Annotated in this window: 12 protein-coding genes and 1 other annotated feature; of the genes, 10 read left to right on the plus strand and 2 right to left on the minus strand. The window is 30.5% G+C overall.

All coding sequences use genetic code 11. From position 1 onward, the window contains the following. The first annotated feature begins 176 nt into the window (after positions 1–176). Positions 177–384 (plus strand) — a binding site (T-box leader). Between the two features lie 60 nt (positions 385–444). From JYG23_RS11815 to JYG23_RS11860, 10 genes are all read left to right on the plus strand, one after another. Continuing rightward, the gene (locus tag JYG23_RS11815) at positions 445–615 is read left to right on the plus strand and encodes a hypothetical protein (RefSeq protein ID WP_207235872.1); all 171 of its coding nucleotides are present in this window, start codon (positions 445–447) and stop codon (positions 613–615) included. Between the two features lie 44 nt (positions 616–659). Then, on the plus strand, positions 660–3,302 hold the full coding sequence (locus JYG23_RS11820) for a valine--tRNA ligase (protein ID WP_207235873.1): 2,643 nt from the start codon (positions 660–662) through the stop codon (positions 3,300–3,302). A 295-nt stretch (positions 3,303–3,597) separates the two neighbouring features. Continuing rightward, positions 3,598–5,133, plus strand: coding sequence for an ABC transporter substrate-binding protein (locus JYG23_RS11825; RefSeq protein ID WP_207235874.1), 1,536 nt, complete (start codon positions 3,598–3,600; stop codon positions 5,131–5,133). Between the two features lie 108 nt (positions 5,134–5,241). After that, positions 5,242–6,183 carry an ABC transporter permease gene (locus tag JYG23_RS11830; protein WP_207235875.1) on the plus strand — a complete coding sequence of 314 codons (942 nt, stop codon included), beginning with the start codon at positions 5,242–5,244 and terminating at the stop codon, positions 6,181–6,183. Positions 6,184–6,186: 3 nt separating this feature from the next. After that, positions 6,187–7,020 (plus strand): ABC transporter permease, encoded by an 834-nt coding sequence (locus JYG23_RS11835; protein WP_207235876.1) that lies wholly within the window; start codon positions 6,187–6,189, stop codon positions 7,018–7,020. A gap of 1 nt (position 7,021) precedes the next feature. After that, positions 7,022–7,975, plus strand: a complete 954-nt coding sequence (locus tag JYG23_RS11840) for an ABC transporter ATP-binding protein (protein WP_207235877.1) — start codon at positions 7,022–7,024, stop codon at positions 7,973–7,975. A gap of 7 nt (positions 7,976–7,982) precedes the next feature. Beyond that, a complete protein-coding gene (locus JYG23_RS11845; protein WP_207235878.1) occupies positions 7,983–8,957 on the plus strand; it encodes an ABC transporter ATP-binding protein in 975 nt (324 codons plus the stop codon). Between the two features lie 27 nt (positions 8,958–8,984). Then, a complete protein-coding gene (locus tag JYG23_RS11850; RefSeq protein WP_207235879.1) occupies positions 8,985–9,911 on the plus strand; it encodes an alpha/beta hydrolase in 927 nt (308 codons plus the stop codon). Between the two features lies 1 nt (position 9,912). Next, positions 9,913–11,187: a hypothetical protein gene (locus JYG23_RS11855; RefSeq protein WP_207235880.1), complete on the plus strand. Its 1,275-nt coding sequence runs from the start codon at positions 9,913–9,915 to the stop codon at positions 11,185–11,187. A gap of 3 nt (positions 11,188–11,190) precedes the next feature. Then, positions 11,191–11,850, plus strand: coding sequence for a DUF6320 domain-containing protein (locus tag JYG23_RS11860; protein WP_207235881.1), 660 nt, complete (start codon positions 11,191–11,193; stop codon positions 11,848–11,850). Positions 11,851–11,992: 142 nt separating this feature from the next. Here JYG23_RS11860 and JYG23_RS11865 read toward each other — a convergent pair whose 3' ends face one another. Together JYG23_RS11865 and JYG23_RS11870 are read right to left on the minus strand one after the other, a co-directional pair. Next, a complete protein-coding gene (locus JYG23_RS11865; RefSeq protein ID WP_242631568.1) occupies positions 11,993–12,535 on the minus strand; it encodes a hypothetical protein in 543 nt (180 codons plus the stop codon). A 72-nt stretch (positions 12,536–12,607) separates the two neighbouring features. Continuing rightward, positions 12,608–13,861: a pyridoxal phosphate-dependent aminotransferase gene (locus JYG23_RS11870; protein ID WP_207235883.1), complete on the minus strand. Its 1,254-nt coding sequence runs from the start codon at positions 13,859–13,861 to the stop codon at positions 12,608–12,610. Between the last annotated feature and the right edge of the window lie 123 nt (positions 13,862–13,984).

The following is a 13,984-nucleotide window of genomic DNA, read 5'->3' on the forward strand; positions in this document are numbered from 1 at the left end:
ACAATAAAAAGTCACTATATTTGTTGAAAAAAATAATAATTTAGCAAATTGTATGTTATTTTGGTTTTATATTAGTGTTTAGTAAAAAATGACTGATTATATTTGATAAAAACTAACTAAAAAACTATTGACAATATTTTAGAAGTTGTATATCATATAAAGATAATAGATAAATAATTTATGTGATGAAAAAGAGGAGTAAATATTAAAACCTTTTAGAGAGCAAAATTTATAAGCTGAAAGATTTTGTAGGAAATTAATGTTGAATGTAGCTTTGGAGCATTTAATCTGAAATAGTAGTAGGATTAAACGGATAAAAACCGATAAAAAATTAAGAGCCGTAATTGGAATTTAGGTGGTACCGCGGGTTTTCTCGTCCTATACAGGAGAGAAAGCGCGCGTTTTTTTATGCTGGAGTCGCAATTTTTAAGGAGGTTATTTAGGTTGGAAATTGGATTAATAATAGTAATTGCTGGTGCAGTGGTTAATTTCAGCTCAGACAGATTTTTTAAAAAAGGAAAAATTAAAAATATAAAGGACCTCGTCAAGATTAAGTCATTAAGCTTGCTAGTTTCAGCAGTCGGGCTTGTTATAGCTATATATATGAATAATTAGAAATTAAAATATTTTTAGATAGATTAAAAAGTAGGAGATAAATTATGAATACAAAATATAATCCAAAAGATTTTGAAGAAAAAATTTATAACACATGGCTTGAAGAAGGTTGCTTCAAGGCGGATGTAAATGAAGAAAAAGAGCCATTTACAATAGTGCTTCCACCACCAAATATTACAGGTCAGCTTCACATGGGTCATGCTCTTGACCATACATTACAAGATGTTTTAATTAGATGGAAAAGAATGCAAGGTTTTGAAACTTTATGGTTACCAGGAACAGATCACGCAAGTATAGCAACAGAAGTAAAGGTAGTAGAAAAAATTAGAAAAGAAGAAGGCAAGTCAAAAGAAGATTTAGGAAGAGAAGAATTTTTAAAAAGAGCTTGGGATTGGAAAGAAGAGTTTGGCGGAAGAATTATTGAGCAGATGGAAAAACTTGGTGATTCATGCGATTGGTCAAAATTAAGATTTACAATGGACGAAGGTTGCAATAAAGCAGTAACAGAAGTATTTTGTAAATTATATGAAAAAGGACTTATATATAAAGGAAACAGAATGATAAATTGGTGTCCTGATTGTATGACTACATTGTCGGATGCAGAGGTTGAACATGAAGACAAACCAGGTAAATACTATTATGTTAAATATCCGTATGTAGACAATAAAGATGAATACTTTGTAGTTGCTACAACAAGACCTGAAACTATATTCGGAGATACTGCTATAGCATGTCATTATGATGATGAAAGATATAAACACCTAATTGGAAGAAAAGTTATAGTTCCGTTAGTAGGTAGAGAAATAGAAATTATAGGTGATGAGTATCCTGATATATCTAAAGGAACTGGAGCACTTAAAATTACACCATGTCATGACCCTAATGACTTTGAAATCGGTCAAAGACACAACCTTGAATCAATCTCTTGCATGAACGAAAACGGTACTATGAATAAAGTATCAGGCAAATACGAGAGTATGGATAGATATGAATGTAGAAAAGCATTTGTAAAGGAACTAGAAGAAAAAGGATTTATAGAAAAAATAGAAGATACATCACACAATGTAGGAACATGTTATAGATGTCACAATATAGTTGAACCAAGAGTTTCAGACCAATGGTTTGTTAAAATGGAAGAGCTTGCAAAACCAGCTTTAGAAGCAGCAGCAAAAAAAGAGGTAGAATTTATACCTGAGAGATTCACAAAAATCTATAATAACTGGTTAGAAGGAATTAGAGACTGGTGTATTTCAAGACAATTATGGTGGGGACACAGAATTCCTGCATATTACTGTCAGGATTGTGGAGAAATAATGGTTTCAAAACATCACCCTGATAAATGTACAAAATGTGGTAGTACAAATATTAAACAAGATGAAGATGTACTAGATACTTGGTTTAGTTCAGCTTTATGGCCTTTTTCAACTTTAGGATGGCCGAATAAAACTAAAGAATTGGATTATTTCTTCCCAACAGATGTTTTGATAACAGGCTATGACATAATATTCTTCTGGGTAGCTAGAATGATATTTTCAAGCATAGAGCAAATGGGAGAGGTTCCATTTAAATACGTATTTATGCATGGTTTAGTTAGAGATGCAGAAGGAAGAAAAATGTCTAAATCGTTAGGCAATGGGGTAGATCCAATTGAAGTGATAGATCAATATGGTGCTGATGCACTTAGATTTATGCTAATGACAGGTATTTCACCGGGAAATGATACAAGATACAAGGTAGAAAAACTTGAAGCATGCAGAAACTTTGCAAATAAGCTATGGAATGCATCAAGATTTGTACTAATGAATTTAGATGGTGAATTGGCAGATGAAAAAGCTGCTCAGGAAAATTTCAGACTTGAAGATAAATGGATTATTTCAAGAATTAACACAGTGGTAAAAGAAGTTACTCAAAACTTAGATAAATTTGAGTTGGGAGTTGCAGCTCAAAGCGTATATGATTTTATATGGAATGAGTACTGTGACTGGTATATTGAAATAGTTAAACCTAGACTTTATGGAGAAGATAAATTAACTAAAAATGTTGCTAAATATACACTTATAAAGGTATTGAAGGAGTGTTTAAAATTATTACATCCATTTATGCCATTTATAACAGAAGAAATTTGGACTAATTTACCTGAAACTTCATCAAGACTTATAAAAGCAGAGTGGCCTAAATATAACGAAGCTGAAAACTTTGAAATTGCTGAAAAACAAATGCAGTTTATAATGGAAGCAGTAACAAAAATCAGAAACATTAGAGCTGAAATGAATGTTGCTCCATCAAGAAAAGCAAGAGCTATATTTATTCCAACTAATGATACTGTAAAAGAATATTTAGTTGGTTCAGAAGTATACTTTGCAACATTGGCAAACATAACTGAAACATCTGTAGCTCATGACAAAGCTGATATAACAGAAGAAACAGCAACAGGAGTTATAGAAGGAACTCAGATAGCGTTACCTTTAGCAGATTTAATAGATTTTGAAAAAGAAATAGAAAGACTTGAAAAAGAAAAGGTAAAATTGCAATCAGAGCTTGATAGAGTTAATGGAAAGCTTTCAAATGAGAAATTTATGAGTAAAGCACCAGAAAATGTAGTAGCTCAGGAAAGAGCAAAGTTAACAAAATACCAAGAAATGATGAATGCTGTAACAGAAAGATTAGGGCATATGAAAAATAAATAGTTAAAATAAAATCCGATTGAAAAATCGGATTTTATTTTTAAAAAAAATATTGTAATTTTCTGTATATGTGCTATAATAACCTTGAATTTGTCTTGTATCTAATAATATGGAACGAGAACAGTAAATATGTCTGTAACACTTCTAATGTAAAATCAAGTTTACCAATATGGAAGCTATGAATATCATTTTGAATTTCTCGTACAATATGTACATAATCTTTTCTTAAATATTCGAAAGATTTCAGGATAAAATACAAGAGCAAATTAAAAATTTAACAAATGAAGAGGATAGTATAATGAAACTAGGAAGACTTAAGAAGTTACTATGCTGTTTAACAGCATGTGCATTTTTGTTTACTGGATGTTCAGCATCTGATGCAAACAAGCCAAATGATAATAATGCACAACAAGAAAAACAAGATAAGATTGTAGTTGGAATACCACAAGATTTTGACTCTCTTGATCCACATCTTTCTAACGCAACAGGTACACAAGAGGTTATGTTTAATGTATTTACTGGGCTTGTTTCACCTTCATCAAATGGCGAGATAATTTCGGAAATAGCAGAAAGCTATACAACAAATCAAGATATGACTACCTATACATTTAAATTAAGAAAAAATGTTAAATTTCATGATGGTAGTGATTTAACTGCTTCTGATGTAAAATATTCATTAGACAGAGTATGTGGAAAGACAGAGGATCAAAAGGAACCACTATCAAGCGCATATGCTAATGTTATTGACAATGTTATAGCAGAAGACGATTACACAGTAAAAATCAATTTAACTAGTACAGATGCATCGTTTTTATCTAAGATGACGCTTGCTATCATACCTGAAAACAGCGGAGCAACACAGGCTGAAAAACCTATCGGAGCAGGTCCGTATAAATTTATAAGCTATACACCAGGTATGAGTTTGACATTAGAAAAAAACGATGATTATTATATAGAAGGACAGCCAAAAATACAAAACGCAGAATTTAAGATTTATAGCGATATGAATGCAGCTGTTTTTGCACTTAGTAATGGAGAAATTAACTATATGAATATGACTGAAGATTATATTTCACAGATATCGACGGACAAATTCATAATAGAAACATATCCAATGAATACAGTTCAATTATTAGGATTAAACAATGATTTTGAACCATTTAAAGATATTAGAGTTAGACAGGCGCTAAACTATGCGATTGACAAAGACACTATAATTAATATGCTTTCAAAGGGAGCTAAAAAGCTTGGAACAAACTTTTCTCCAGTTATGCCATATTATTATCAAGATGGATTAGAGGATTATTACAAGTATGATATTGAAAAAGCTAGACAGCTTTTAAACGAAGCAGGATATTCTGATTTAAAATTTACTTGTAAAGTAGCAAGTGAATACAAATTAAACACAGAAGCTGCACAAATTATTCAACAACAATTATTAGAAGTTGGAGTTGATATGCAGATAGAAACAATTGATTGGGGTACATGGCTAGAGGATGTTTATACAAACAGAAATCACGAGGCTACAGTTATTGGCTTCACAGGCAAACTAGATCCGGATGGAATCTTGAAAAGATATGTTTCAGATTACAGGAAAAATTTTATAAACTTTAAAAATAATGATTATGATAATTTAATAAATAAAGCTGCAGTAGAGGTTAATAACGACAAAAGAGCTGAATACTATAAACAGGCGGAGACAATTTTAGCAGAAGAAGCATCATCAGTTTACATCATGGACCCATCATATCAGTTCGTTATAGACAACAGATTAGAAGGATATGTATTTTATCCGATAAACTTTATAGATTTAAGAACATTGCAATTCAAGTAAATAGGCAGGAAAATTTTAGCTGAAATTACTAATAAAATACCTAAAATAACTAAGGGGATGTTGTTATACACCACCCCCTTAGAATTTTAGTTTTTAAAGGAAAATATTATGTTAAAACGTATACTTTATTCATTGTTAACTTTACTTTTAGTATCATTAATAATATTTACAATTTTTCAATGTATACCTGGTGATCCAATACTTTCAAAGTTAGGTGAGGAGTATGATCCTACCTTGGAAGCTGTATTAAGAGAAGAATTTGGACTAGATAAGCCAGTTGTTGAAAGATATTTTTCTTGGATTAATGGCTTGTTGCACTTTGATATGGGTAAATCAATCAAATACAATTTGCCGGTAAACAAACTTATATTAGATAGACTACCAAATACACTTGGACTAACAATTATGTCGTTTGTATTTGTGATATTAATTGGTATACCTCTTGGAATATTCATAGCAAAGTATAATAAATCTAATAGCAATAGAGGAGTAGTATTTAACATATTAACTCAGTTAGGCATTGCAATACCATCATTTTTCTTTGCTATGATACTGATTATTATATTTTGTATAAAATTAAAAATATTTGAAGTATCAGCATTTAGACCTATATCACAGGGCTTTGGAGTCTTTATAAAAGGTTTAGTACTTCCGTCAATTGCAATTAGTGTATCTGCTATTTCAATAACTATTAGATATGTAAGAAACTCAGTTGTTGAACAATTAAGTTCTGATTATGTTTTATCAGCTAAAAATAAAGGGGTAAAAGAAAATCGCATATTATTTAAACATGTTTTGAGAAATTCTATGATACCTATAGTTACAATTCTTGGAATGCTTTTTGTGAATATTATTACTGGTAGTATAGTTGTAGAAGCTGTTTTTTCAATTCCTGGAATAGGTTCTCTTTTAACTGCGGCAATTAAATCTAAGGATTTACCATTGACACAGGGTATATGTGTTTATATATCATTTGTCGTAGTATTTGTGTTTTTGATATTGGACATACTATACCGAATCATTGACCCAAGAATTAGGGTGAAGGAGTAAAGAATGAAAAAGCTTAAACTTTTTAAAAATAAAAACTTTACAATTGGTTTCATATTGGTTATGCTACTTATTTTACTTACAGCTGTAAGCTTAATATATACTCCGTATTCACCTACCAAAATAGATGCAAATGCACAGACTGTCGCGCCATCCTTACAACATTTGTGCGGTACTGATAGACTTGGGAGAGATGTACTTTCAAGAACAATGGTGGCAGGGAAAACTGCTTTTAAGATAAGTTTGATTTCTGTAACGGCTTCATTGATTCTAGGAGTTGTTTTAGGTCTAGTAGCTGGATTTTATCAAGGAGTATTAGGCAATATAATAATGAGACTTACGGATGCATTTAAAGCTATACCAGGTCTCTTATTTGCCATGATGATAGCAGCTGTTTTTGGAAAAAGTTTTGTAGCTACTACTATTGCAATATCAATTATACTTATACCAACATTTGTTAGAATAACTCGTGCAAGCGTGTTGAAAATAAAGTCAAATGAGTATATTCAATGGACATCACTGATAGGACTTAAATCATTTAGAGTTATGATAGTACATATATTACCAAATATCATATCACCAATTATAATTACAGCTTCCATGGGATTTGCTGATGCAGTATTGATAGAAGCATCACTTAGTTATTTAGGCTTAGGCATACAGCCTCCAAATCCAAGCTGGGGACAAATGCTTAGCGAAGGTCAGGGATATTTTATGACTGCACCGTGGCTTGTAATATTTCCTGGCTTAATGATAACAATGCTTGTTTTGGGTTTTAATCTTTTAGGTGATGGTTTAAGTGACTTATTAGATGCTAGGTCTAATAACAGGGAGGTTTAAAATGCTAAATGTTAATAATTTAAATGTATGTATAGACATAAATGGCAACTCTTATGATGTATTAAACGATATATCATTTAGTGTAGATAAAAGGCATATTCTTGGACTTGTAGGTGAGTCGGGTTGTGGCAAGAGCATGACTGCAAATGCTATTATGGGATATTTGAGAAATAATATTAAAATTACGTCAGGCTCAATTATGCTTAATGATATTGACTTAGCTAAATATACAGAAAAAGACTATGAAAACATTCGTGGAACAAAAATATCGATGATATTTCAAGATTCTATTGCTTCACTTAATCCACTTATGAAGATAGGAAAGCAAATTGGGGAAGCATATAAAATACACTACAAGTTATCTAAACACGAATTAAAAGAAAAAGTAATTATGGCTTTAGAAAATGTAGGTTTTACAAATCCATTAGATACTATAAACAAGTACCCTCATAATTTAAGTGGAGGGCAAAGGCAAAGAGTAATGATTGCTATGGCAATAGCATGCGATCCGACATTTCTAATAGCTGATGAACCTACAACAGCTTTGGATGTTACGACACAAAACAAAATATTATCACTTATAAAAAATATTCAGAATAAAAATGATATGGGTGTAATTTTGATATCACATGACATAACTGTTATAAACCAAATGTGTACGCATGTTTGTGTTATGTATTCTGGTAAAATTGTTGAATATGGTTATGCAAATGAAATTGTTGAAAATCCAAAGCATCCATATACAAAAGCATTGATTGCATCTATACCCAACACTAAAAACAAGAATAAAGAATTAAATGTTATTAAAGGGTATGTGCCGGCACTTGATCAAAGAAATAACCAAGGTTGTATATTTTATGATAGGTGTAAATTTAGAAATGATAAATGTAAAGAGGATATCAAGACTATAGATTTAGAAAATAACCGAAAAGTAGCTTGTACGCTATATTATTGAGGATAACATGGAAGATTATATATTAGAAGTAGAAAACCTTATAAAAACATATACTAAAGATACAATAAATTTTAGCTTTAAAAGAGATAATAAGTTTATAGCTGTTAACGATGTTTCTTTTGGAGTTAAAAAGGGAGAAATAGTTGGACTTATAGGTGAATCAGGTTGCGGGAAAACAACAATAGGCAGAATTATAGCTAAATTATTAAATGCTGATAGTGGAAAGATATTATTTGACGGTAAAGACATAACTAATATGAAGCATAAGGAATTTAAGCAATATAGAAGTAAAATTCAAATGATATTTCAGGATCCAAGCACAGCACTTAACCCTCAACTTAAAATAGATAAAATACTTAGAGAAGCTTTATATAGTATTAACATAAAGGATAAGAGAGAACAAACTAATATTATAGAGTCATATATAGGCAAGGTTGGATTAACCGATGCATATTTAGATAGATATCCACATGAGCTAAGCGGTGGTCAAAAGCAAAGAATATGTATATTATTGGCCTTATTAACTAATCCTAATTTTGTAGTAGCAGATGAGGTTGTATCAGCACTTGATTTATCAGTTCAAGCGCAGATACTTAATTTATTGAAATCATTACAAAAAGAATTAAAATTATCTATGCTTTTTATATCTCATGATTTAAGCATAATACACTATATTTCTGATAGAATTATAGTTATGTATATGGGAGAAATAGTGGAAAGCGGTGATTGTGAAGAAGTATATGAAAATCCATCACATCCATATACAAAGCTATTACTTTCTTCAGTTTTAGAGCTTAATAAAAATATAGATAGTTTAGATACAAAGGAAATAACAAAAATAATAAATGAAAACAGCAATAGCTGTGTATTTGCTGATAGATGTCCCTATGTTCAGCCAATATGCAGAGATAAAAAACCTGAAAGCAGAAATATAAATGATTCGCATATGTCAAAATGCCATTTTAATATAAAGCAAAAATAGAAGTTTTAAATAAAGGTGGAATAGTTTATGCCAATAAGTAAAGCGATGCTAGCAGCACTAAAAACTTTATCTTATCCGGATATAGATATTAAAAAAACATATAAGATAAAAAGACAAATCGAGAATTTAAAAATTCGAAGTGTTTTAGATGGTGATAAATATCAAATATGGGATAGAACTGTTAAAAATAATGATTACGATGTACCTGTAAGAATTTTTTATCCAAAGGACAGTGAACAAGATAAACTTATAATATATTTTCATGGTGGAGGCTGGGTTATAGGTAATATAGACAGCTATACTAGAGTGTGTGCAAATTTAGCAAAAGAAACAAATCATATTGTTGTTTCTGTTGATTATAGATTAGCACCAGAGTATAAATTCCCAATTGGATTAGAGGATTGTTATGCTGTTGCAAAAGAAATTTATGTTAAGGGTATATTTGACGGAATAAAAGCTGAAAATATAACAATTATGGGTGATAGTGCTGGTGGGAATTTTACTGCGGCAATTTCATTGATGGCAAGAGATAGAAAAGAATTTAAAGTGTTTAATCAGATAATGATATATCCTGCGACAGGCAATAACTACACAGAAAGCTCTATATTTGATTCAGTTAGAACAAATGGTAAAGATTATTTGCTAACATCTAACAGAGTTTTGGGATATATGAATTTGTATATGAATAATGAGGATGATAGAAAAAATCCATATTTTTCACCTTTAATGGAAACCGATTTGTCAGACCAGCCAAGAACATTAATAATAACAGCAGAATTTTGTCCTCTTAGAGATGAGGGAGAATTTTATGGTCAGTTATTAAAGGAAAATGGAAATAATGTTGAAATACATCGTATGCCTGATGCATTGCATGGATATTTTTCATTATCACCTAAATTTAAAGCTGTAAAAAATACATACGTGCTTGTTAATGAGTTTTTAAGGAGGCGATAAGTTGGCAAATAGGATGAAACAAACTAGATGGAGAAAGCTTGACAATGCAGCTAAGATATTTCCACCAACAGCTACTAATAGAGATACTAAGGTGTTTAGATGTAGTTGTGAATTATATGAAGACATAGATGAAGAAACTTTACAGTGTTCTGTTAACCAAACAATTGAAAAGTTTCCTTTATATAAATCAGTTATGAAAAAAGGTTTGTTCTGGTACTATTTAGAAGAAACGTTGATAAATCCAGTAGTTAAACAAGAATATAAAATGGTATGTGCTCCTCTCTATAATAGTATAAAAAAAAATTTATTGTTTGAAGTAACATATTATAATAAAAGAATAAATCTTGAGGTATATCACGCATTGTCAGACGGGGCAGGAGCAATTCAGTTCTTTCAGACACTTATTTATTATTATTTAACAAATATACATGGCGATGAGTTGAAAAGCAAAAACATATTAATGAATTATGATGCCTCTGAGTTTCAAAAGATGGATGATAGTTTTTTTAAGTATTATAAAAAAACAAAGGTTCCTTCAAAACAAAAGAAAGAAAAAGCATTTCATCTTAAGGAGGAAAAACTTGAGGTAGGTACGCTTAGTGTTATAGAGGGAAAAGCTTCCGTAAAACACCTGTTATCATTAGCACATCAATATAATGTCACGATTACAACGTTTTTGACAGCAAATTTGATAGAAGCATTCGCAAAAAAGATGCCTAAAAGAGAATACAACAAGCCCATTGTAGTATCGGTGCCTGTAAATTTAAGAACTTTTTTTGAATCAAACTCGGCAAGAAACTTTTTCTGTGTTACAAGCATTTCATATAATGTTGAAGAATGGGGACTAGAGTTTAATACTATAATAAAAAAAGTTGAGGAACAGATAAAGAGTGAAATAACAGTTGAAAAGCTAAATCAGCGGATGATTAGGCTTGGTGCTTTGGAAAACAAAATAGCTACAAAAATAATACCGCTTGTTTTAAAAAATCCAATAATGAAAATAGCATATAAAGTAACAGAAAAGTATGTAACTACATCACTTTCAAATGTTGGTAAAATTAAAATGCCAGATGAATTTAAACCCTATATCAATATGTTTGATGTTTTCACATCTGCAAATAAAACTCAAATTGTAATGTGTTCTTATAACGATAATTGCGTTATAAGTTTTACTTCACCATATATTAATACAGATGTGCAAAGAAGTTTCTTCAGAAAATTAACATCACTTGGGGTAGATGTGGAAGTAACTTCAAACTTAGGAACGGAGGATTAATAAATGCTGTTTTGTAAAAAATGCAAAGTAAGCGTAAACTGTGAAACTAATGTGTGCCCACTGTGTCAAGGCGATTTGGTAGGTGAAAAAAGTCAAAATAGTGTATTTCCTATTGTATCAAAGCAAAAGCATTTAGTAAATTTGATATTAAAAATTGCTGCTCTAGTTACAATATCATTGACTGCAATATGTGTTTTGTTTAACTTGAAATTTGGCGGAGGTTCCTGGTCCTTGTATGTCGTAGCAGGTCTTATAACTGCTTGGAGTATAATAATAATTACAATGAAAATGCATGGTAATATTGCTAAAAATACCATATGGCTGACAGCTATAATTTCGATTGCATCTGTGTTATGGGATTTATGGACTGATTTTCACGGATGGTCAATAGATTATATAATTCCAATAATTTGTTGTTTTGCTATGATATTTATGGCAATAGTGGCAATTGTAAAAAATTTGAGAATTCAAGAGTATTTAGTATATTTAATTATAGATATTATTTTTGGTTTAATCCCGTTTATTTTATTGATAATTGATGCAGTAAAGGTTGTTTATCCATCAATGGTATGCGTAGCGGGCAGTATAATCTCATTGACATTTTTATCTTTGTTCGAAGGGAAAACTTTAAAAGAAGAAATAAAAAGAAGAATTCATATATAGTAAGCATTTTTGTCTTGCATTATTAGTTTAATTAAAAAAAGTAGATGTTGCGCAATTATTTATTTTGCTTTTGCAACGTCTACTTTTTTTTTATATGCTATTTTAAATCATAGTTTTGCTTGATAATAATAGTGGTATATACTTATAATTTGGTTTTTACTATATTCACAATTTGATTAACAATTTTATCCAAATCCATATTACCATTAATAACATAATCTGAATTTGGTAAAATAGTATTAAGCATTTCTTCATATGCAATTCTTGCATATTTTAAATAAACACTCATTTCTTCTCTGATTTCGTGTCCAGTAGCATTGCTCATATCACGTAACACACGTCTCGCCATTGCTATATCTAAAGGAGTATCAATAAAAATAGCACAGTCTATAAGTGGTTTAATCAAATCATTCTTATATGCAAATGGGTAATCCAATAAAATATATTGAACTTCATTATCTTCCTTAAGTTTCAAAATGTCCTTTTTTAGTGGTTCTAATTTCCACACATTATAATTTGCTCCATCTATTACCCATTGATGAAAATTATCAACTTCACCTTCAAAATCATAATCGTCAAAATGAAGTGATTTAGCATTTTTGAATTTTAGTTTAAGCTCATTTATTGTGGTTGTTTTACCACCTGCAGTAACGCCTGACACAGCGATTACCACTGCTTTCTTCATCACAATCACCTTCTCAAATATAAATAATTCTTAGTTCAATATTTCATAAGATAGTGAAGCAACTTAGTTATTTTATCTAACAGAGCCTAAATCATCTATAACTTTTTTAATTATTGCAGGTGCTTTTCTACATTTTTCTGATGAAACTGCACATATTGCAAATCTAATACCTTTTTTAAGTGATACTAAGAATAAATTGTACTTAGTTAACTCATTCATAACTTTTTTTGGTTCTGGATGAGCTATTGTTATAAAGAAACCATCCCTATATGGTAAAGTTTTAAGCCCAATTTTTTTGGCTTCTTCAACAAATATTTTAGCTCTTTCTTGAAGCATTTTTTTATTTGTTACTACTTCATTTTGGTAAGCAGTTAATTTTTCTGGATCTGCATAAATAGTTGACATAGTTTCCATAGCACCTCTAGTACCATTTGACCAGTTAGCACGTCCAGAGTGCATACAAGAATATTGGAATTCAATAACTAAATCTTCATTAGAAGAAATTCCTATAGCAGCTCCTGAACGCATTCCGTACATTGTATATCCTTTTGACATACTGTAACCTATAATTACAAACAAGTTTTCAGGTAAATTAGAGAATTTTTTAAAGAATTTTCTTCTTTCTTGTCCTTGACCTGCATAATCTATATATGCTGTATCTACTAATAATATTACTCTGTTATCAGTATTCTTAGCTGCATTTTTTAAAATATTTAATATTTCATCCCATTCTTCATCAGAAACACTATATCCTGTTGGGTTGTGAGCGGGAGTGTTTAATATTGTTACAACTCTTCCTTGTTTTGCCATTAAAGCTTCAAAGTGTTCTTTGAATGAAACAATGTTAAAGTTTCCTTCTTCATTGAACATAGTGAAACATTCAACTTTTCTACCTATTTCTTCAGAAATAGTGTTGTATGGTGACCAAAACCAATCTGCTATCAATATTGTGTCACCTTCGTTTGTGTAATTGCAAATACCATGTTTAATACTGCCTGTACCACCTGGAGTTGCAATTGCTCTTATGTATGCATTAGGCTTGTAATCTCCAAAACAAGCTTTTTCAACGGATTTTAAATAGTCAGGTGTTCCGGCTAAAGGAGCATAAGCTGCTATTTTTTCATTTGGAAGTCCTTTTAATGTAGAGTATACAGAATTCATACAAAGTAGATTTCCGTTATCATCATACAAAGCTCCAAGTGTTGCGTCTATAACATTTTCTTTTCCATGTTCAGCAATAGCTTTTTTAGCTTTTCCTGATATTTCAAATATAGGGTCATTAGCTATTGGCCATCTAGCATGGTCAGCTACCATATTAATACTCATATTATCACCTCATAGTGTTATTTTTTAAATATCAATTAGATATTAACATACAGGTATTGAAATGTCAATCAATGTAAGATCTAAACAAAATATACAAAAATCAAAATTGATAGAACAGAATTG

Source organism: Sedimentibacter sp. zth1, from assembly GCF_017352195.1.
Classification (GTDB): Bacteria; Bacillota; Clostridia; order Tissierellales; family Sedimentibacteraceae; genus UBA1535.